Origin of the sequence: Dysosmobacter sp. Sow4_B12, from assembly GCF_052116665.1 — a bacterium.
In the GTDB taxonomy this organism is placed as follows: Bacteria; Bacillota; Clostridia; order Oscillospirales; family Oscillospiraceae; genus Oscillibacter.
In genome coordinates this window covers 297,275-315,820 of the sequence record NZ_JBQKKR010000001.1, presented here as the reverse complement: position 1 = coordinate 315,820, position 18,546 = coordinate 297,275, and the positions used below count along the sequence as shown (strand labels likewise).

The window sequence follows — 18,546 nt, the reverse complement described above, 5'->3', positions numbered from 1 at the left end:
AGGTGCCATATATTTTGCATAAAAACATTAGCAAAGTTTGTGGAATATATCCATTGATATATGGCACCTTATATAGTAAAATGCGTATTAGAAAATAGAACAGCGGCAGTGTAAAGAAGTTGGCGCTTCTTTACACCTGCGCAGGTGCTACAACCACCTACACAACGGACTTAGTCCGCACCGCGGAATTAGTATACCCTTTTTTATATCAAGACGCAAGGGAAGCTTTTCTTCGGGTGACCAACTTTGTCTATTTGTCTTACAGACACCGTGTAGGCTTATGCCCTGCATGGTGTTTTGTTTTCAAATAGTAAAGGAGTTGACCATTATGAAAAGCTCTGCGCTTCCTAAGAATCGCAGGCCTGGCCCTTCCAACGGCCAGATTCCAACGTCGCCGATTCTCGGCGGGCGTGCTATCACGCTGGGTAACTGGGGTGACATCTGGTATGAGGGTTACCGCTCCCAGGTGCCGCCCTCCACCCATGATGGGTATCAGTTCACCTTGCGGATCATCAATAGGTGGCTGGGTGATGCCCCTGCGGAGGATATCCTGCCCAGCCGTATCAATCTCTTCATGACAGAACTCACGGAGAGCGGCTATGGGACGCCTCAGATCCACGAGAGCCGTTCCTTTCTGATTCAGCTGTTCGATGCAACTAAAGACAATGGCTTGGCCTCCAGAAATCCGGATCGGCAGGCGGTAAAGATCCTTTGCGACCTGGGTGGATCTTTGAGCCAGCTGTGGTATGAAGAGGATGTCTTTACCGATGAGAAAGTTGAGACGCTCAGTCGTGAACTTCCGGCTGATCTTCTGGGAAACAACATCCGCCTGTTGATGGACACTGGCCTCCGGGTCCAGGAGCTGATTGCTCTGGACCCTAAAGACATCTCCGAGAACAGTTCCTCCATTGGCATGGACAAGGCTATCAAGATGGCCTCGAATATTCCGCAGATGGATTCTTCCAAGAGCCAGCATGTCTATCGAATGATTCCTGTCCCAAAGGAAAGCCGTGCCTGTGTGCTTTCTCTCAAGTACCACGGTGGTAAACCGCTGATTTGGAGTATGCCAGACAGAAATCCGTATTACAGCGTGCGGCGTTTTCACCATCGCTATTGCAATGCCCTCAACCATATTGAAAGTGTTCGTTGCCTCCCGTCCCACTGCTACTACCACACCTATGGGATCAGACTTCGAGCCAGAGGTGCATCTTTGGAAATGATTGCTCGTTTGGCCGGTCACTCTACTGCCTCTGAGACGGAAGTCTATGCCTATCCGTTTCTGAAAACGCTGGCTAACGCCGTCAATGCGCTGTATCAGAAACCGGATGGTCGCGCTTCCGCATGATCTCTCACAAAACAGAAGGAGGAATGATTCATGAAGCGCTCTGAAATCTGGATGGCAGACTTGCCGTTCTTGAAGGAAAGTACGTTGAAGTGTGGCCGCCGTCCTGTGGTCATCGTCTCTGATGATCAATCCATTGAGGATAACAGCTGCGTCAGCGTCGTGCCTCTCACTAAAAACCTGGAGAGCCGTCAGCTCCCCACCCACGTGCTGCTCTGCAGCCGGTATCTGGATTATCCCAGCCGTGCTCTTTGCGAGCAGGTTACCACGCTGGATAAGACCCGACTGGTCCGCTGCATCGGTTATGTGGAGGACCCCTTCGACCGTTTTGCAATCAATCGCGCCTTGTCGGCGCAGTTCCATCTGGCGTCTACCCAGATGATTTATGTACAGGAGGATGACAACTATGGCTATTATTGGAACGTTTAAGCTCAATAACACCCCTAACGCTACTGCGCTCTGGGGGGATCTGGGCAGCAATTTTCATGACCTGTCTCAGGCTATCTGCGAGTTCTGCGATGACGCTGTCTCCAACTTCAACGGCAACGAAGCAAATAGTACTTTGAACCGGGTCATTCGGATTCAAGTCATGCCGATGAACGGCATGGTGGATATCACTGTTGAGGATGGCGGTACCGGCATCCGGGATTTGAACAACGCCCTCACGTTGGCTGGCCTTGCCCAGCAGGAAACTCCCTTGAATGAACACGGCTATGGCCTCAAGCACGCCCTTGCCTATGTGGAAGGGAAGGGGAGTTACTGGGAAGTATCCACCCGTACCAGTGAGGATGCAGATCTGAATCAGTACCGCATGGTGCATACTCCGTACAGTTTCAGCGGTAACGGAGAGTACCACGAAGGCTGGATTGGCAGCCTCGGCAAGACGGGTACGGTCATCCACTTCACCTGCCCGATGAACGTGTTTGAAACACTGAATCCCGATACCCAGAAGGAGCTGCCGTTTGACGAATTGCTGGATATTCTGAAAGAGCATCTGCGCTATACTTACGCAAATATCTTGCAGACTGGAAAGGTTCGAATCGAGTTCATCTCGATTGAAAACGGCCATCCCCGCTGGGAGTCCCTGCAGGCACTGGTGCCTCAGTGGATCGGCGGTGCCTGGGTGTCTATTCCCCAGCAGGAATATGACCTGGGCACCGGCATGGTGAAGATTAGCTGTGAGTACGGCTGCATTGTACCCAGCAAGGAAAATCATTGCTACTATCTCGGTAACATGGAGACCAGCGGCGTGGAACTTCGTATCAACGGACGTGCTGTTGAACACGGCTTGATGAAGGCAATCTGGGGGCGGAAGGTTCACAACTCCCAGAATGCGTTCTTGGTCCGCGTAAACTTGGAGACAAACGACTTTGACGTGCTGCCTAGCACGAAGAACGCAAAGAACGGCTTCCGGGAGGAAGACCCGCGGCTGCGGGAACTGTATAAGTGGATTCGATCCAATGTACAGCTCCCCAGTACCTGCCGTGAGAGTAAGGAACGTCAGCTCTTCCGCCTGCTGGCTGAGCGCAAGAAAAAGCTGCCTGGTATGACCAGGGTTTCTCTGGAAGAAGGAACATTCCGGACCATTGGTCTCCACGAGCGGGTGGACCTCTTCACCTGTCAGAATAATAAAGTCACCATTTACGAGGGGAAAGTGAAAAAAACGAAGGCTGTTGATGTCTATCAACTCAAGATGTATTGGGACGGCTGCATTCAAGATGGCGTTCCGGCTGAGGAAGGAGTCTTGATTGGCGAGTGCCACTCCGCCGAGACGATCAACTTGATTCAGTATATCAACCGGATGACCGGTCCCGATGGGCGTCGTTACAATTTCCGGGCAACGACCTGGAAGGACGAAGGAATTGCGTAAGGAGGCGTGCTGTATGGAATACGATCCGGATTTTAAGGAAATCGGTCGTAGGATTCAGAGGCTCCGTAAGGAACACAGTCTAACGCAGGAAGCTTTGGCGGAAAACGCCAGTGTATCCGTGCCCTATGTGAGCTACATTGAACGCGGGATGAAAAAGCCGAGCCTCAGCACCTTGTTGCGGTTGTCTGCAGCACTGGGTGTGACAGTAGATACGCTGCTGCGGGGCAATCAGCCTGCAGAGGAAAATGCCTATTATAGTGACCTGCAAGTTCTTTTGGGCGACTGCAGTCAAAAGGAGCGCAAGGTGCTTCTGGAAATTGCCTCGGCAGCCAAGCAGATTCTTCGGAATGCGGCGTAAATCAATAGAATTGGAGACAGCAGCCTATGTCGGCTGCTGTCTCCAATCAGTTATCTATGGCAATAGTCTTCAATAAAGCGGATCATTTCATCCTCCTCTGGGAAAAATGGATCCCTTCCTTGTGCCATCATCTCACTTAAGATATTTACCATAAGATGGCCAAACCGCCAATCAGGATAGTTCTCCCAAGCCTTTGCGAGCCGTTCACAAAACTTGTCAATTCTTTCTGGATCTCTCATACTGCTGCGCCTCTCTCAATTATACGTATAGAAACTTTTGGTGAATTACTTGGAAGAAATTCTTTCGTAATTTTTGTGCCCGATTTATGATTTACATTACTTTAAAGGAAAGCGGCTTATCAAATCCATCTCTGACAAGCGCTTACTACCGGAAGAGAACTTTTGTTTTTAATTATAAATAATATACAAGAAAAAGGAATAGCCCATAGGTCAAGCAATTGGCCTGTGGGCTATATCAACACGATTCGTATTTTTACGAAAATGATTCCAATTGTAAGTTGTTTTTTAATTCTAGAGCAGTCATTTTCAGCAGCGCATTAGCCATCAAGGCTAAGTACTGCTTTAGGCAAGATAGTAATTGGTACTGATGGTTACGAAATGGCATCCAGAATCACATCCATAAAATGCAAATAGTCCAATTGCAGTCGTTGGCAGCGTTCTGCAAGTTGAGTGACGAAATATTTGTCGGAGGAGATGTCTTCGACAGAACAGACCATGTGCATTTGGCCATCTTTCCGCTGCAGGACCGAGATTCCATATGTGGTGACTCCGAACTCTGTGTTGAAGATTTCATTGATGCGATAGTCATATACATTCACTTGACAGCGTCTCCTTCCACCTTTCCCGGAAACCTGTCGCTAAAAAACAGGTCCTGGAAGTACTCCAAAGGCACGTGTGAACTGTTTAATATGCGAATGAGAGTGGTTATTTTTGCCTCATCTGCATAAAAGGGAGCAACGGCAAGCCAGTGGCCTTCCCCTGGGACCTTGGCGATGATTCCACATTTTCCTGTGGATTCCTCTTTCCAAATACGGTATTCCGCTGGCTTTTTCATGGCTTGTGCCAATTTTAAAATGAGCTCTCTAGGCGATGGCTTTGTTTGAAACCCGTATGTTTCCTCCAGCACCCTGCGGCCTCCATTTTCCCAGGCATCCTCGGTTGCTCGGGCCAATGCCCGGGATACTGCCCCAGCACGTTTGATTGGCTGTGACCTAGCAGAGACTGCTGCTACTATGTCTTTCATGAGGGGGTGGACCGGAAGTCGTTCATACGTGATTTCAACTGCAAGGCAAAGATCTTGGTAGCATGCTAGGTATGGTCTCCCGCTGATCTCAAATACAACGCCTTCTGCTCCCGTCATTAGGACAACTCCCTTCATACAGTTTATGATTTTGCTGCTAGAGACATGGTACCTTGTGATTTCATAACGTCAGTGTGGTTTGACAGATTCATCATACGACGAGATTCGACAGATGTCACCATACCAGACATAAGTAGACGGCGCTGGGACAGAATTAGACACAAAAAAGACACGAGACGGAGATTTGCTATAATTGAAAAAAACCACGTCCTCTGCGTGTCATCTGTTAAATAATGACTGCTGAGAGACGAATATTCACGGGAACCTAGTAAAAATTTTCGTTGACGGGAGAGAAAAAGCAAAACGGCCGCCAATGGCGGCCATTTTGCTGAGAAAATATGCGTGAATTAGGGAACACTGACAGCAGTAACTACATTGGTATCGCAGTACAGGGTCTCGTTACCCTCACTGTCCTTCGCATAGAAAGCGATTTCCGCGTAGTATTTTTTTCCAATGGTGCCTTGATAGGTGATACTTTTAAAGTGTTCGTAGTTGTTGGTCCTAATCATGCCGGAAGTATTATTCCGAGTATAGGTCTTCACATCATCATAATAACCATCGGACTGTTTTTCATAAATGGTGATACTCTTGACACCAATCTCGTCCATCATACCTGTTGCACATACGTCAGCTTCAATTAAAATTTTCCCGTTTTCCTCCGCATAGGCCACGGCGTCGGTAAAAGCAAAATATGCACTGGCTCTAGCAGCAGCACAGGCCATAGGAACCAATAGAACTACGGCAAGAATAAGAGCGGCAGTTAGACTGTAAAAACGGCGGGAAAACTGTTTCATGAATTATCTACTCCTCGTAAATTGAATCAATCATCGCTTTCAGTTCCTCCATGCTTAGGTCCCCTTGAATTAAACACTCTACATTTTCATTTGTCCATGCCACTGTGGCTGTTTCAGTATTGCATACGATATCATGACGAATTCCGCTTACATTATAGGGAAGCACGGTTTGTGTGGCATCCCATTGATAAGAGCCTGTATAGTCCACTGAAAGAGTATTGTAGATCCGAATACGAATAAGGAATTGCCGTGTTCCAACTTGATAAAAACCCGAAAGACTTACGGATTCTCTACGTTCAGTTGTTTGCACACCGGTATTAGGAGTTTTGTTCGTCCCCTCGGGTGCCCAGTTTGGAATCACGGGAAGATCTGTGTACTCAGCAACGGCAGAACGCAGTCTAATATATGGGTCCTCTTGGATGGCTGCTTCTGCAGAAACTGTTTCCCCATAAGGAGACTCAAAACCAAAAGTCTCAGCCGTCCAGTTGACAACGGCCTGGAAGACTCGACCAAATCCAGAAGCCGTGCCGCACAGAAGGGCAATCATGACCGCAGCAATGAGCAAAATGCGGAGCGTATGGGATTTTTTAGAAGAGGGAGATGTGGAGGAAGTCTGGTTGCGATGCGATGAGTCGGTCTCACAGTTGTTGGAACGGTCAAAAGCAGCAGCTTGTCCCTGGTATTGTTCTTGAAACTCTTTCCACGCCGCATCCACATCGGTCTGGTGCTCTGCGGCCTGTTCTCTTTTGTTGATCACCTCCATTATTGCCATGATGTAGTCGACATCGGGACCTTCTTCATCCATGGCGGCAAAATCCTGGGCAAGCAGGTTATTTAATTCTTCTGTACTCAGTTGTTCAAAGATGGGATATTTCCGTTTCTCTTCACGTTCCATCCCCGTGAACCTCCTCTACAATGTAATGTCCGCCCAGAGGGAAATGTTCACTTCTATTTTGAAGAAATTTTTTGATCTGTTCCATAATCATTCATAAAGCGCTCCTTGATACGCTTGACACGCATGGCTAGGGCGGATTTCTTCAGCCCTGTCGCCTCGCAGATTTCTGTATATGTATAGCCGTCCAGATATAAATGCTTCAGCAAAAGATAGTCCTCGGGAGAAATGAGGGCCTCCAGTTCTGCTTTTAGATAAAAGTCATGCTCACCTTGCTCACTGTGTTGCTCAGAAATCTGCAGGATGCGCTTGGCCCAGAGACGGTCCTCCCGGAGCAATTCCTGCACTTTGAAAGCCAAACACTTGTACAGCCATCCTAAGGGAGAAGGGGATTGGAACAATTCTTCCCGTTTTTCCCAGGCAAAGGCGAACATTTCTTGAACGGCTTCCTCTGCACGGCCACTTGCCGACACATAGCGGGAACCATGGGCATCAAAAATGGCTTTTGCATATTGCAGAAAGAGTGCGTAGTTTTCTTGGTATATTCGCTCAAACTCCTCGCTTAAGCGCATCATGTTAGGAATTTCGGTTGGCATAGTCCACCTCAATCAATGTCTTACGCGCGGCTTTTATTTTTCTGGAAGCTCGTAGCCACAGGCAAGCAAAAGATTTTCCATAATGGCCAGGGCAGACTTGCGCTGCTCTTCGTTCAGCTGAGACACCAGCTTGTTGATATATTGCCGTTCCGAAGGCTGCATGGCCCCAGTCAACAGATAATCTGCGCTGATCTCAAAGGCTGTGCAGATCTTCAGCAGGCTGTCGGCACCGACCCCTTTTTCACCTCGCTCAATGCAGGCGTAAAAGGGGCGGGACAATCCCGCAAGGTCGGCGGCGCGTTCCTGCGTTAATTTCAATTCGATGCGCCTTGCGGCAATACGCTTTGCAATCGACATCGTTAGTTCTGGATTCCTTTTGGCCACAATATCACCTCATTATATACCTATGGAAATATTGTAGCCAAATGGTATTATGGCAACTACACTCTAAAGAATCTAATTTTATCAATACTATACCCTAAAAGGATATTTGACGAAGATAGGTGGTATAAAATTGGATCAACAAAGAAGTAAAATATCCTACGGAAGATAGAGTGAAAGATAAATTCTGTTACAAAGTGTCATCACCTAGAAGCCCACAACAAAAGGTCCAGGCAGATTTTATTTGAGGAGATAGCGCTGGGGTCCCCAATGAGGTTTGTAAAATCTGCACATTCTTTGGTATACCTCATTTTAAAAATTAAAAGATCAATTTTGCAATGAGATATTCTGATTGAATTTTCTGACCAGAACCATTAAAAAGATATATAATGTAATAATGAAGTCCACAGTTCCTATCGTTGCAATGCCATATACCTTTTAAAAGCAGCATCTATCCTCGTTAACTTGTGATATAGTATTTTATATTTCTCATAAAGCCTTTCACATATTGATTTCTCATTAAATGCAGAGTAAAATTAATAATAACTTTTACGCTCATAACTTTCATTTTCGGAATGTAGGTGTACCTTAAAACATTTAAGAATGTACATAGCAGAAGTGCTCTGCTATAGGGGAGTATAAATTATGTACCGGCGTTTTTTTAAAAGGTTTTTGGATATTGTTTTATCTCTTATTGGATTAGTTGTTTTGGCAATTCCCTTGTTGGTGTTTGCCCTTATTGTAAAACTGGATTCCCCTGGTCCGGTCTTGTTCTGGCAGAAGCGGGTTGGTGCACACAAGGAACTGTTCATGATGCCTAAGTTCCGGACGATGTATACCAGTGCCCCGGCCAATATGCCCACACATCTTCTCACGGACCCTGCCAAGTGGATCACCCGCTCCGGAAACTGGTTTCGAAAGTTGTCCATTGACGAGTTGCCCCAGATTTTCTGCATTCTTACGGGAAAGATGAGCATTATCGGTCCCCGGCCTGCGCTATGGAATCAAGATGACTTAATCGCAGAGCGTGACAAGTGCGGTGCCAACGATGTGCGCCCTGGACTTACCGGCTGGGCTCAGATCAACGGGCGGGATGAACTTGAAATTCCGGTAAAAGCCCGCTTGGATGGTGAGTATGTCCAAAATATTAGCTTTCTCTTTGACTGCAAGTGCTTTTTTGGCACCATTTTCAAAGTCTTGCGGCATGACGGCGTTGTGGAAGGTGGTACCGGAGTACTTCACGAAGATAAGGAGCCTGCACGGAAATGAGCGAAGTCCTAATTCTTACCAATCACTCATATATGCTCTACCGCTTCCGCTTGGAGCTAATCCAGGAGCTGATGAAAAAACATGAAGTCGTACTGAGTATGCCTTTCGTAGGGCATGAGGATGATTTCCAGGCACTGGGACTTCGATGCATCAAGACGGATGTAGACCGCCGTGGCATCAACCCTGCCACGGATTTGAAGCTGTTCCATACATATCAAAGGCTGCTGAGAAATGAACAACCCGATTTGGTGATTACATATTCCATCAAGCCCAATATTTATGGTGGACTCGCCTGCGCAATAGCGGGAATTCCATACTATGCCAATGTGCAGGGCCTGGGGACTGCGTTTCAGCGAAAAGGGCTTGCGCAGTTTGTAACCGTGCTCTATAAGCTGGCGCTGGGAAAGGCAAAGACTGTTTTCTTTGAAAATAAAGCGAATGCGGAGGAATTCTTCCGTCGAGGGATCATTTCCGCCGAGAAAGCGACAGTCCTTCCCGGTGCTGGCATCAATCTGGAGCAGTATCCGTATACCCCTTATCCGAAAAATGAGACGGTCCATTTCTTATATCTGGGCCGAATTATGAAAGAAAAGGGTATGGACGAGCTGTTTTACGCGGTCAAGCGCCTCCATGACGAGGGCGCGGCCTTTACACTGGACCTGGTGGGTTTTTTTGAGGACGCATATAAGGAGCAGGTGGAGGCGCTGGAAGCGGCGGGAATTGCCGTGTTCCACGGCTTCCAGCAGGACCCGCGGCCTTTTTACGCTGCCGCGGACTGCGTGGTCATGCCCAGCTACCATGAGGGCATGAGTAACGTGAATTTGGAGGCAGCCGCCACAGGGCGCCCCGTCATCACCACGGATATTCCCGGCTGCCGGGAAGCGGTTGAGGACGGCGTGACCGGCCTTTTGTGTCGGGCTGGGAGCGGAGAGGACCTGTACGGGGCCATGAAGCGCTTCTTGGAGCTGCCGCCGGCGGCGCGGACGGCCATGGGCCGGGCGGGCCGAAAAAAGATGGAGCGGGAGTTTGACAAGAAAATGGTCGTGGCCCAGGCGCTGGGAACGCTGGAGTTTGGCGGCTGAAAATCATTGGATAGGGAAAACACATGAGAAACAACTGGGCATTTTTGATCTGGATCGGCCTTACTTCTCTGGCGTGTAATTTTGCGCACGGAGAGCGGCGGGAACTGGTCAACGGAAAAACCGAATGGCGGGTCAAATTGCTTTGGGCAATCGTGATCTTTGCACCCGTGGCAATCTGCGCCGCGATGCGGGGCTTTCACGAAGGGGATACAGGCACCTATAAAACCATGTTTGAGGCGTGCCCGACGGCCTTGGCCCAGATCCCGGGATACATCATGGATGCCTCCCGTGACAAGGGCTATGTGCTTTGGGAGATCGTGTTCAAGCTCATATTCGGAAACAATTACCGGTTGTTCCTGACATTCAACGCGCTGTTTTGCTCCGTCATCATTGTCTGGGTCTACCGGAAGTACTCCTGCTCGTATGTGATGAGCATGTTCCTCTTTGTGGCGGGCTTTGAATATTACCAGTGGATGTTCAACGGAATGCGGCAATTTATGGCGGCGTGCATCGCTTTTGGATGCCTTAATGACCTGGTGCATAAGCGGTACCGAAAGATCGTTGTTCCATTTATCATCGCGGCGTCGCTGCACATGTCGGTGCTGATTATCATACCTTGTTTGTTTTTCGTACAGGGAAAGGCTTTTAACCGCCGGACTTGGCTGTTTACCTTCGGCGTGATTTTTGTGGGCTTAGTCCTGGCAAAGGCGGGCTATCTGAATGATATCATTGCGAATTTGATGCAGTCCACCCAATACGATTCCGTGCTGAATGAGTTTTATGAGACCATGGATTCCGGCACGAATGCGCTGCGGGTGCTGGTTTATATGATCCCCACGCTGCTGGCGGTGTTCGGCCTGCAGTATATCCGGCATGAGAATGACCCGGTTATCAATTTCGCGGTCAACATGTCCGTCATTTCCTCCGGCATCTATGTGATTTCTATGTTCACCAGCGCCGTCATGATCGGCCGCCTGCCCATCTATTTTTCACTCTATAATTACATCCTGCTGCCCTGGGAGATCACCCATATTTTCACGCGGCGCTCCGCCCGTGTGATCACCTGGGCCACGGTGGGGTTTTACCTGCTGTATAACTACTACCAGGTGGCCATCGCATACGGACAGGCATTTACACTGGGATTCTTTTCACTGTGAGGGAAGGCAATGGACGTCAATCAAAAAAAACCTCTGGTTTCCATCATCGTTCCGGTCTACAAAACAGAAGAGTATCTGGACCAATGCGTCCAAAGCCTTTTGGGACAGACTTATGAAAAGATTGAGATCATTTTGGTGGATGACGGCTCCCCGGACAGCTGCCCCGTCCTGTGTGACGGGTATGCGCAGCGGGACAGTAGGGTGAAAGTGGTCCACAAATGCAACGAGGGAGCCGCCTTTGCGAGAAAAGCGGGAATCGTGGCGTCATCGGGTCAGTACCTGCTGATGGTGGACAGTGATGATTGGCTGGATGTGGATACGGTGGCATGCTGTGTGGAAACTGCACTGAGAGATGACGCGGGGTGTGTGCAATTTTCCTATATTAAAGAATATCCAAACAAAAGCATCGAGAACCCACTATTTGAAGCGAATTTTTCCTATGATGAGACAACTTCGGAAGCAAAGATCCACCGCCGTTTGGTGGGCCTGCTCGGCAGGGAGCTGTGCCATCCCGAGAAGATCGACAACCTATCAACGGTTTGGATGAAGCTCTACCGGGCCGATGTGGCCCGAAGGGGCCGCATCGTCAGCGAGCGGGTAGTTGGCACTTCCGAGGACACAATCTTCAACCTCTATGCGCTGGAGGGCTGCCGGGTCAGCTACGTCAACCGCTGCTTCTACCACTACCGCAAGAGCAACGCCCAATCCATCACCACCCAATACAAAGCCGACCTGGCGGAGAAGTGGGATGTGCTGTACCAAATCTTTCAGGAGTATATCGACGGCTCCGGGCGGGCGGAGGAGTACCAACCGGCCTTTTTGAACCGGGTTGCCTGCGGCATGATCGGTCTGGGATTGAACGAGATCAGCAGCCCGGTCAGCATTTGGAAAAAGGCGAAGCGGCTCCGTATGATCCTGAAAAAACCCTTGTATGCGCAGGCTTTCCGGCAGTTGGACATTTCTCCATGTCCGCTGAAGTGGAAAGTGTTTTTCCTGCTTTGCAGGTACAGGGCGGCCCTGATTTTGGCGCTGCTGCTGGGGCTTATGAATCGTCTGCGGTCCCGTATGGCCGCGTAGGAGGTTGTCTGCCATGGCCAAGGTTTCCATCATCATGGGCATTTACAACTGTGCCCCCACGCTGCCGGAGGCTGTGGACTCTATCCTGGCCCAGACATTTACCGACTGGCAGCTGGTGCTGTGTGATGACGGCTCACTGGACGACACCTATGCCGTTGCCGCCCGGTATCAGGCGGCGTATCCGGAGAAGATCGTCCTGCTTCAAAACGAGTGCAACATGGGTCTGAACCACACACTGAACCGCTGCCTGGCGGCGGCCACGGGAGAATACGTGGCCCGCATGGACGGGGACGATCTCTCGCTTCCCACCCGTCTGGAAAAAGAAGCGGCCTTTTTGGACGCGCATCCGGAATACGCCATCGTCAGTACGCCTATGATCTTCTTTGATGAAAACGGCGACTGGGGCCGGAGCTATTCCATTGAAAAGCCGGTGAAAAAGGATTTCATCAAACACAGCCCGGTCCACTGTCACGCACCCTGCATGATCCGCCGTGAGGCGTATCTGGCGGTGGGGGGCTACACAGAGGACAAGCGGATGCTCCGTTTTGAGGACGTGAATCTGTGGTACAAGCTCTACGCCAAAGGCTACGCGGGATATAACCTACCGGAGCCCCTTTATAAAATGCGGGACGACCTGGCGGCCACCAAGCGGCGGAGCCTGAAATCCCGGATGAACGGTGTGTACGTGACCTATGTGGGCTTCAAGCTGTTTCAATTTCCCTGGTATATGTACATTTATGTGGTCATCGACTTTTTAAAGCATTTCATCAAGGGGATTATCCCCGAAAGCCTTTATATGAAGTTTCACAAGAAGGCAGTCAGGCAGTGGTAGGTTATGACGAAAATATTGTTCCTGATCCACGACCTTGGCCAGGGCGGCGCTGAAAAGGTGCTGGTGAACCTGGTCAACCATCTGGACCGATCAAAATTTGATATTTCCGTGACAGTGCTGTTCGGCGGCGGTGTGAACGAGCAGTTCCTGACGCCTGATATCCACTTTCACGCGGTGTTTCCCAGAGAGGTCCCCGGCAACAGCAGGCTCATGAAGTTGCTGACGTCGGAGCAGCTTCATGCTCTCTGCGTCAAGGAGCGGTACGACATCGAGGTGTCCTATCTGGAAGGGCCCTCCGCCCGGGTCATCAGCGGCTGCCGGGAACAGGGAACGAAGCTGGTGTCCTGGATCCACGTGGAGCAGCACACCATGGAAAAGCTGGCAGGTTCCTTCCGCAGCGAGGCAGAGGCCAGGGCTTGCTATGACCGCTTTGACCAGACAGTCTGTGTCTCCCGGTATGTCCACGACGATTTTTGCCGCATCCTGGATTTTCAAAAGCCCTGCCGGGTGCTTTACAACACGGTGGAGTCCGACAAGATTCTGCGGGAAGCGGCGGCGGAGGCACCCCACCTGGCGGCGGACGGCGCGGTCCACTTGGCGGCGGTGGGGACCTTGAAGGCCTCCAAGGGCTATGACCGGCTGCTGCGGGTCATGAAGCGCCTGCGGGAGGAGGGCTATCCGGTCCACCTGTATATCCTGGGCATCGGCCCGCTCCAACAGGAGCTGGAGCGGTATATCGCTGAAAATTCCCTGTCAGACGCCGTCACACTGCTGGGCTATGATACGAACCCCTACAAATACGTGGCCAAGTGCAGCCTGTTTGTCTGCGCCAGCCATGCGGAAGGATTTTCCACCGCCGCCACTGAGGCACTGATTGTGGGGACCCCGGTGTGCACCGTGGAGGTTTCCGGCATGAAGGAACTATTGGGAGAGCACAACGAATACGGCCTCGTTACGAAAAACAAAGAGACTGCGCTGTACGAAGGAATCAAACGCTTGCTTGATGACCCGGCGCTGCTGGCTCACTACCGGGAGATGGCCGCCCTGCGGGGACAGGCTTTCGGAACCCAGGAGACGGTCCGCGCCGTGGAGGAAATGTTTGAGGAGCTGCAAAGGGAGGGATAAGGATGGCGGACCTGGTCAGTGTCATCGTTCCTGTCTATGGTGTCGCGGCCCAGCTGTCCCGCTGTCTGGACAGCCTCTTGGCACAAACCTGCGGGAACATGGAGATCATCGCGGTGGATGACGGTTCCCCGGACGAGTCCGGCGCCATCCTGGACCGGTATGCCGCAGAGCACGGCAATCTCCGTGTGATCCACCAGGAGAACGGCGGCGTTACTTCCGCCAGACTGCGGGGCATTCAGGAAGCGGATGGCGACTGGATCGGCTTTTGCGACGGCGATGATATGGTGGAGCCGGAGATGTATCAGCGGCTGCTGAATAACGCACATGCGTACGATGCGGACATTTCCCATTGCGGCTACCGGATGGTTTTTCCGGACGGCAGGGTACACTGCTTTTATAATACAGGCAGGCTTGTGGAGCAGGACCGGAGTAAGGGGCTTTCGGATCTGCTGGATGGCTCCATGGTGGAACCTGGCCTTTGCAATAAACTGTATCGCCGGGAGCTGTTTCTGGGGCTGGCGGAACGGATGGACCCGTCCATCCGCATCAACGAAGACCTTTTGATGAATTATTACTTGTTTGCGGGCGCGAAGCGGTCTGTTTTTGATGACTGGTGCCCTTACCACTACATGGTGCGCGGCGCCTCGGCCTCCCGCGCAAAGCTGAATCAGCACCAGATCTACGACCCGATCCGGGTCAAGGATATCATTCGCCGGGCGGCGGAGGAGGATATCCTCCGGGATGCCCAGCGGGCCTATGTGAGCACCTGCCTCAATGTGTACCACAGCCTCATCTCCGCCGGACCTGGCTATGAGCAGGACGCTGGGCAGGTGCGGGAGTTGCTGCGGCAGGAGGCCCCGTCCTTTCCGCTCCTGGGGAAAAAGCGGGCGCTGATGGCGCGGTTCGCCGTCCTCGCTCCCGGCATGTATCAGCCGGTCTACGGCGTTTACCGCTGGTTCCTGCAAAAGAACGTCTATTCCTGATGGAGGTAATCATGGAAAACCAGCCCCTGATCAGTGTGATCGTTCCCGTGTACAAGGTGGAGCCATACATGGACCGCTGTGTCCGGTCCATTGTGAACCAGACCTACCGGAACTTGGAGATCATCCTGGTGGATGACGGCTCTCCGGACAACTGTCCCGCCATGTGCGACGCCTGGGCAGAAAAGGATTCCCGCGTCAAGGTCATTCACAAGGAAAACGGCGGCCTGTCCGACGCACGGAACGCGGGGCTGGCTGCGGCGGCGGGGGAGTACATCGGTTTTTTGGACAGCGATGACTGGGTCAGCCCGGATATGTACCGGCTGCTCTATGAAAATCTGACGGAGCATGACAGTGACATCTCTGCCTGCGGCGTGGAGATGGTGTGGGAGGACGGAACGCCGCCCCGGCTGCTAACAAAGCGCGGCTGCTGCGTGCTGGACCGGGAGGAGGCCATGCGGGCGGTCATCGAGGAATCCTGGCTGAAACAGCCTGTTTGGTACAAGCTGTATAAAAGAGAATTGATACAGGAAATTCCATTTCCTGTTGGAAAATACCACGAAGATGTGTTTTGGACCTATCAGGCGGTGGGAAATGCCCGAAAGGTGTCGGTTTTTGATATGCCGTGCTATCATTACACACAGCGCAGCGGCAGCATCATGGGAGAGGGATATTCCATAAAACGGCTGGACAGCCTGGAGGCAAAGATGTTGCGCATCCAGTATGTGCAGGAACGCTACCCGAGCATGGTGGTGGATGCGAAATGCGATTTATGTTTTTTCTGCATCTGGTCTGAGCAGAAGGTGCTGAGATGCATGCAAGGAGCTGAGAAACAGCTTGCTCTGGCGAAAATACATCAGGTTTGGTGGCAGATTCGGGATGCCGAGCCGCGCAGCTTGAAGGAACGGGTCTGGCTGACACTGGCCCGTATATCATTTCACGGCACGGCCCATCTGCGGAACTTATTCCATATTGGAGTGTAAATGGAGGAAAGATGATCACCTCAAAAGAAGAATTGCGGGAATATATCGCTGCGGACAATGCGTGGTACTGTCCCAGCGGGGCGAAGGAAAAAATAGCCGCCGCCATTGTCTGCTACCCTCAGCGGGAGCTGAAGCGGTATCTGTATTTTCTGCGGAAGCAGGAGTATTACATCAACACAGCCCGCGGGAATAAGGTCAAGGGCTTACTGGGACTTTATTACGAACGCAGAAAAAACTTGCTGGGCATCAGACTGGGCATCGAAATTGGTCCCAACTGTTTTGGAAAGGGCTTGTGCATTTACCATGGCGGGAGCATCATCGTGAATACAGCCGTTCGGGCAGGGGAGAACTGCAGTCTTCACGGAGGAAACTGCATTGGAAACAAAGGCTATCGTGGCGCGGTTCCGCGTTTGGGAAGCAATGTGGACATCGGCTACGGGGCGGTGTTGATCGGTGATATTCAAATCGCGGACAATACGGTGATTGGGGCCAATTCTTTAGTGAATCATTCCTTCGCGGAGCCTGGAAGCAAAATCGCAGGTATTCCGGCAAAAAAAATCGATATGTACCAGGAATAAATATCATCTGCAATACCGCTTTTATTTACAATATATGCTTTAAAGCGTTTATTGTGGATCAGAACCTGCTGATGAGGTAAAAAATGGAAATTACTGTTTTTACACCAACGTATGATCGGGCATATACATTGCCGCAATTATATGAGTCATTGAAGCGTCAGACATCGTTTGATTTTGAATGGCTGGTCATAGATGATGGCTCTACGGACGATACAGAAGCTCTTGTAGAGGAGTGGTGCACGCAAAATAATCCATTCCCCATCCGATTTTATAAAAAGGAAAATGGCGGAAAGCATCGGGCAATCAATATGGCACTGCCACTAGCCCGGGGAAAGTTCTTTTTCATTGTTGATTCAGACGATTATTTGACGGATACTTCCATAGAAACCATCATTCGCATATGCCGGACACTGCCCCAGGATAGCAAAGAAAAATTTGCCGGTGTAGCTGGGTGTAAAGGAAAAAATGCACACCAGATTTTTGGTACGACTTTTTCCGGTGAAATTTTAGACTGCTCAACGCTTGATAGAGACAGGAATGGAATCAGCGGAGATAAGGCGGAAGTTTTTTATACGGAAGTGCTCAGGCAATATCCGTTTCCTGAATTTGACGGCGAAAAATTTGTTACAGAAGCTGCTGTGTGGGACCGGATGGCTTTGGATGGGTATGTATTGAGATACTTTAATGAAGTCATATATGTCTGTGCGTACTTGGAAGACGGGTTGACCCACCAAGGCCTTGGCTTGTATTACAAAAACCCAATGGGTTTCGGCTACTATTTAAGGCAGTCCAGGAAAGCTGGAAAATTTCCGAAAGCTGTCCAAAGATATTATGATGTCGAATGCTACTTGCATTGGCGAAAAGAAATGAATGTAAGTGAAGTCGCCAGTTTGATCGGCACAGACGAAGTGAAATTGATTTCCGATGTGATCCTCTATCAATTGCGGCAATATGGAAGCCGGTGCAAAAAAACACTGTTAAAGAGGGGAAAAGATAAATGAGTATTCCCAAAGTGATCCATTACTGCTGGTTTGGCAAGGGAGAAATACCCGAAAGAGATCAGCGGTGCATAGAGAGCTGGCGGAAGTATTGTCCTCAGTACGAGATCATTGAATGGAATGAGGATAATTACGATGTCACGCAAATTCCATATATGAAAGAGGCCTATGACGCCCGCAGATGGGGCTTTGTTCCTGATTTCGCAAGAATGGATATTGTGTACCGCCATGGCGGAATTTATATGGATACGGACGTGGAATTACTGCGGCCATTGGATGATCTGCTTGAATACAGCGGATATGTCGGATTGGAAGCAGATTCCAATTGCATTGGATTTGGCTCGGGCTTTGGCGCGGAGAAAGGGTCACCGGTTTTGAAAGAACTCTGCGACTATTACCGTACCTTGCATTTTACCAGCGCAGACGGGACACAGAATCTTTTGCCAAATCCGGTGATTGTAACAGAGCATCTCAGAAATAAAGGCTTTGTATTTCCGCAGGGAGAAATCAGCCGGATAGAGGACTTCACAGTTTTCCCCGCAGAATATTTTTGCCCACAAAATTTTACCAGTGGAAAAAGTGACATCACAGACAAGTCCTATTCGATTCATCATTATCACGCTTCCTGGCTGACAGAGAAGGAAAAAGAGGAGCTTCGGAAATACCATAGATATACGAAGCTTTTTGGTGAGCGGAACGGCGAATTGGTATATCAATTTCGTAAGACCATGGATGAGGGTGGAATTCGTCTGGCAATCAAAAAGGCAGAGGAGCATCTGAAGAAAAAGAACAGGTAGAGGGAGACGATTTGGTTTATGCGTCAATGTGAAAGAGCATTGGGAGATCATAAAC

22 protein-coding genes are annotated in these 18,546 nt (G+C 50.2%); 15 read left to right on the top strand and 7 right to left on the bottom strand.

What is annotated here, in order from left to right:
• Nucleotides 1-328: 328 nt before the first annotated feature.
• Genes ACTQ4R_RS01650 through ACTQ4R_RS01635 form a run of 4 tightly spaced genes read left to right on the top strand, consistent with a single transcriptional unit; the run spans nucleotide 329 to nucleotide 3,570 of the window.
• Nucleotides 329-1,345: a tyrosine-type recombinase/integrase gene (locus tag ACTQ4R_RS01650; protein WP_441625204.1), complete on the top strand. Its 1,017-nt coding sequence runs from the start codon at nucleotides 329-331 to the stop codon at nucleotides 1,343-1,345.
• A gap of 30 nt (nucleotides 1,346-1,375) precedes the next feature.
• Nucleotides 1,376-1,771 carry a type II toxin-antitoxin system PemK/MazF family toxin gene (locus ACTQ4R_RS01645; protein WP_441625202.1) on the top strand — a complete coding sequence of 132 codons (396 nt, stop codon included), beginning with the start codon at nucleotides 1,376-1,378 and terminating at the stop codon, nucleotides 1,769-1,771.
• On the top strand, nucleotides 1,749-3,212 hold the full coding sequence (locus ACTQ4R_RS01640) for a hypothetical protein (RefSeq protein WP_441625200.1): 1,464 nt from the start codon (nucleotides 1,749-1,751) through the stop codon (nucleotides 3,210-3,212). The genes ACTQ4R_RS01645 and ACTQ4R_RS01640 overlap by 23 nt, the downstream gene beginning before the upstream one ends.
• A gap of 13 nt (nucleotides 3,213-3,225) precedes the next feature.
• Nucleotides 3,226-3,570, top strand: a complete 345-nt coding sequence (locus ACTQ4R_RS01635) for a helix-turn-helix domain-containing protein (RefSeq protein WP_441625198.1) — start codon at nucleotides 3,226-3,228, stop codon at nucleotides 3,568-3,570.
• A gap of 50 nt (nucleotides 3,571-3,620) precedes the next feature.
• Here the strand turns inward: ACTQ4R_RS01635 and ACTQ4R_RS01630 are convergent, their stop codons facing one another.
• From ACTQ4R_RS01630 to ACTQ4R_RS01600, 7 genes are all read right to left on the bottom strand, one after another.
• Entirely contained in the window at nucleotides 3,621-3,809 is a 189-nt protein-coding gene (locus tag ACTQ4R_RS01630) for a hypothetical protein (protein ID WP_441625196.1), read from the bottom strand.
• A 371-nt stretch (nucleotides 3,810-4,180) separates the two neighbouring features.
• Entirely contained in the window at nucleotides 4,181-4,408 is a 228-nt protein-coding gene (locus ACTQ4R_RS01625; protein ID WP_441625194.1) for a DUF6514 family protein, read from the bottom strand.
• Nucleotides 4,405-4,950: a hypothetical protein gene (locus ACTQ4R_RS01620; protein ID WP_441625192.1), complete on the bottom strand. Its 546-nt coding sequence runs from the start codon at nucleotides 4,948-4,950 to the stop codon at nucleotides 4,405-4,407. The genes ACTQ4R_RS01625 and ACTQ4R_RS01620 overlap by 4 nt, the downstream gene beginning before the upstream one ends.
• 347 nt (nucleotides 4,951-5,297) lie before the next feature.
• A complete protein-coding gene (locus ACTQ4R_RS01615) occupies nucleotides 5,298-5,744 on the bottom strand; it encodes a hypothetical protein (RefSeq protein WP_441625190.1) in 447 nt (148 codons plus the stop codon).
• A 7-nt stretch (nucleotides 5,745-5,751) separates the two neighbouring features.
• Nucleotides 5,752-6,639 carry a DUF4367 domain-containing protein gene (locus tag ACTQ4R_RS01610; RefSeq protein WP_441625188.1) on the bottom strand — a complete coding sequence of 296 codons (888 nt, stop codon included), beginning with the start codon at nucleotides 6,637-6,639 and terminating at the stop codon, nucleotides 5,752-5,754.
• Nucleotides 6,640-6,692: 53 nt separating this feature from the next.
• Nucleotides 6,693-7,232 carry an RNA polymerase sigma factor gene (locus ACTQ4R_RS01605; protein ID WP_441625186.1) on the bottom strand — a complete coding sequence of 180 codons (540 nt, stop codon included), beginning with the start codon at nucleotides 7,230-7,232 and terminating at the stop codon, nucleotides 6,693-6,695.
• 33 nt (nucleotides 7,233-7,265) lie between these two features.
• Complete coding sequence (locus ACTQ4R_RS01600; protein ID WP_441625184.1) at nucleotides 7,266-7,616, bottom strand: helix-turn-helix domain-containing protein; 351 nt, start codon at nucleotides 7,614-7,616, stop codon at nucleotides 7,266-7,268.
• Nucleotides 7,617-8,258: 642 nt separating this feature from the next.
• Between ACTQ4R_RS01600 and ACTQ4R_RS01595 the strand changes: the two genes are divergently transcribed.
• The 11 genes from ACTQ4R_RS01595 to ACTQ4R_RS01545 all read left to right on the top strand — a co-directional run bounded on the left by ACTQ4R_RS01595 (nucleotide 8,259) and on the right by ACTQ4R_RS01545 (nucleotide 18,491).
• Nucleotides 8,259-8,882, top strand: coding sequence for a sugar transferase (locus tag ACTQ4R_RS01595; RefSeq protein WP_441625182.1), 624 nt, complete (start codon nucleotides 8,259-8,261; stop codon nucleotides 8,880-8,882).
• Complete coding sequence (locus ACTQ4R_RS01590; RefSeq protein ID WP_441625180.1) at nucleotides 8,879-9,964, top strand: glycosyltransferase family 4 protein; 1,086 nt, start codon at nucleotides 8,879-8,881, stop codon at nucleotides 9,962-9,964. The genes ACTQ4R_RS01595 and ACTQ4R_RS01590 overlap by 4 nt, the downstream gene beginning before the upstream one ends.
• A 152-nt stretch (nucleotides 9,965-10,116) precedes the next feature.
• The gene (locus ACTQ4R_RS01585) at nucleotides 10,117-11,121 is read left to right on the top strand and encodes an EpsG family protein (RefSeq protein ID WP_441625178.1); all 1,005 of its coding nucleotides are present in this window, start codon (nucleotides 10,117-10,119) and stop codon (nucleotides 11,119-11,121) included.
• A gap of 9 nt (nucleotides 11,122-11,130) precedes the next feature.
• Complete coding sequence (locus ACTQ4R_RS01580) at nucleotides 11,131-12,198, top strand: glycosyltransferase family 2 protein (RefSeq protein WP_441625176.1); 1,068 nt, start codon at nucleotides 11,131-11,133, stop codon at nucleotides 12,196-12,198.
• A gap of 13 nt (nucleotides 12,199-12,211) precedes the next feature.
• Nucleotides 12,212-13,030 carry a glycosyltransferase gene (locus ACTQ4R_RS01575; RefSeq protein WP_441625174.1) on the top strand — a complete coding sequence of 273 codons (819 nt, stop codon included), beginning with the start codon at nucleotides 12,212-12,214 and terminating at the stop codon, nucleotides 13,028-13,030.
• A 3-nt stretch (nucleotides 13,031-13,033) separates the two neighbouring features.
• Nucleotides 13,034-14,155 (top strand): glycosyltransferase, encoded by a 1,122-nt coding sequence (locus tag ACTQ4R_RS01570; protein ID WP_441625172.1) that lies wholly within the window; start codon nucleotides 13,034-13,036, stop codon nucleotides 14,153-14,155.
• A 2-nt stretch (nucleotides 14,156-14,157) separates the two neighbouring features.
• Nucleotides 14,158-15,138: a glycosyltransferase gene (locus ACTQ4R_RS01565; protein WP_441625170.1), complete on the top strand. Its 981-nt coding sequence runs from the start codon at nucleotides 14,158-14,160 to the stop codon at nucleotides 15,136-15,138.
• An 11-nt stretch (nucleotides 15,139-15,149) separates the two neighbouring features.
• Nucleotides 15,150-16,118, top strand: a complete 969-nt coding sequence (locus ACTQ4R_RS01560) for a glycosyltransferase (protein ID WP_441625168.1) — start codon at nucleotides 15,150-15,152, stop codon at nucleotides 16,116-16,118.
• A gap of 11 nt (nucleotides 16,119-16,129) precedes the next feature.
• On the top strand, nucleotides 16,130-16,696 hold the full coding sequence (locus tag ACTQ4R_RS01555; RefSeq protein ID WP_441625166.1) for a serine O-acetyltransferase: 567 nt from the start codon (nucleotides 16,130-16,132) through the stop codon (nucleotides 16,694-16,696).
• 83 nt (nucleotides 16,697-16,779) lie between these two features.
• A complete protein-coding gene (locus tag ACTQ4R_RS01550) occupies nucleotides 16,780-17,697 on the top strand; it encodes a glycosyltransferase family 2 protein (protein WP_441625164.1) in 918 nt (305 codons plus the stop codon).
• The gene (locus ACTQ4R_RS01545; protein ID WP_441625162.1) at nucleotides 17,694-18,491 is read left to right on the top strand and encodes a glycosyltransferase family 32 protein; all 798 of its coding nucleotides are present in this window, start codon (nucleotides 17,694-17,696) and stop codon (nucleotides 18,489-18,491) included. The genes ACTQ4R_RS01550 and ACTQ4R_RS01545 overlap by 4 nt, the downstream gene beginning before the upstream one ends.
• The last annotated feature ends 55 nt before the right edge of the window (nucleotides 18,492-18,546 follow it).

Bases quoted from the DNA above. Each gene is read 5' to 3' on its own strand.
- ACTQ4R_RS01650 (WP_441625204.1), top strand. From the start codon at position 329: ATGAAAAGCTCTGCGCTTCCTAAGAATCGCAGGCCTGGCCCTTCCAAC.
- ACTQ4R_RS01645 (WP_441625202.1), top strand. From the start codon at position 1,376: ATGAAGCGCTCTGAAATCTGGATGGCAGACTTGCCGTTCTTGAAGGAA.
- ACTQ4R_RS01640 (WP_441625200.1), top strand. From the start codon at position 1,749: ATGGCTATTATTGGAACGTTTAAGCTCAATAACACCCCTAACGCTACT.
- ACTQ4R_RS01635 (WP_441625198.1), top strand. From the start codon at position 3,226: ATGGAATACGATCCGGATTTTAAGGAAATCGGTCGTAGGATTCAGAGG.
- ACTQ4R_RS01630 (WP_441625196.1), bottom strand. From the start codon at position 3,809: ATGAGAGATCCAGAAAGAATTGACAAGTTTTGTGAACGGCTCGCAAAG.
- ACTQ4R_RS01620 (WP_441625192.1), bottom strand. From the start codon at position 4,950: ATGACGGGAGCAGAAGGCGTTGTATTTGAGATCAGCGGGAGACCATAC.
- ACTQ4R_RS01615 (WP_441625190.1), bottom strand. From the start codon at position 5,744: ATGAAACAGTTTTCCCGCCGTTTTTACAGTCTAACTGCCGCTCTTATT.
- ACTQ4R_RS01610 (WP_441625188.1), bottom strand. From the start codon at position 6,639: ATGGAACGTGAAGAGAAACGGAAATATCCCATCTTTGAACAACTGAGT.
- ACTQ4R_RS01605 (WP_441625186.1), bottom strand. From the start codon at position 7,232: ATGCCAACCGAAATTCCTAACATGATGCGCTTAAGCGAGGAGTTTGAG.
- ACTQ4R_RS01595 (WP_441625182.1), top strand. From the start codon at position 8,259: ATGTACCGGCGTTTTTTTAAAAGGTTTTTGGATATTGTTTTATCTCTT.
- ACTQ4R_RS01590 (WP_441625180.1), top strand. From the start codon at position 8,879: ATGAGCGAAGTCCTAATTCTTACCAATCACTCATATATGCTCTACCGC.
- ACTQ4R_RS01580 (WP_441625176.1), top strand. From the start codon at position 11,131: ATGGACGTCAATCAAAAAAAACCTCTGGTTTCCATCATCGTTCCGGTC.
- ACTQ4R_RS01575 (WP_441625174.1), top strand. From the start codon at position 12,212: ATGGCCAAGGTTTCCATCATCATGGGCATTTACAACTGTGCCCCCACG.
- ACTQ4R_RS01570 (WP_441625172.1), top strand. From the start codon at position 13,034: ATGACGAAAATATTGTTCCTGATCCACGACCTTGGCCAGGGCGGCGCT.
- ACTQ4R_RS01565 (WP_441625170.1), top strand. From the start codon at position 14,158: ATGGCGGACCTGGTCAGTGTCATCGTTCCTGTCTATGGTGTCGCGGCC.
- ACTQ4R_RS01560 (WP_441625168.1), top strand. From the start codon at position 15,150: ATGGAAAACCAGCCCCTGATCAGTGTGATCGTTCCCGTGTACAAGGTG.
- ACTQ4R_RS01555 (WP_441625166.1), top strand. From the start codon at position 16,130: ATGATCACCTCAAAAGAAGAATTGCGGGAATATATCGCTGCGGACAAT.
- ACTQ4R_RS01550 (WP_441625164.1), top strand. From the start codon at position 16,780: ATGGAAATTACTGTTTTTACACCAACGTATGATCGGGCATATACATTG.
- ACTQ4R_RS01545 (WP_441625162.1), top strand. From the start codon at position 17,694: ATGAGTATTCCCAAAGTGATCCATTACTGCTGGTTTGGCAAGGGAGAA.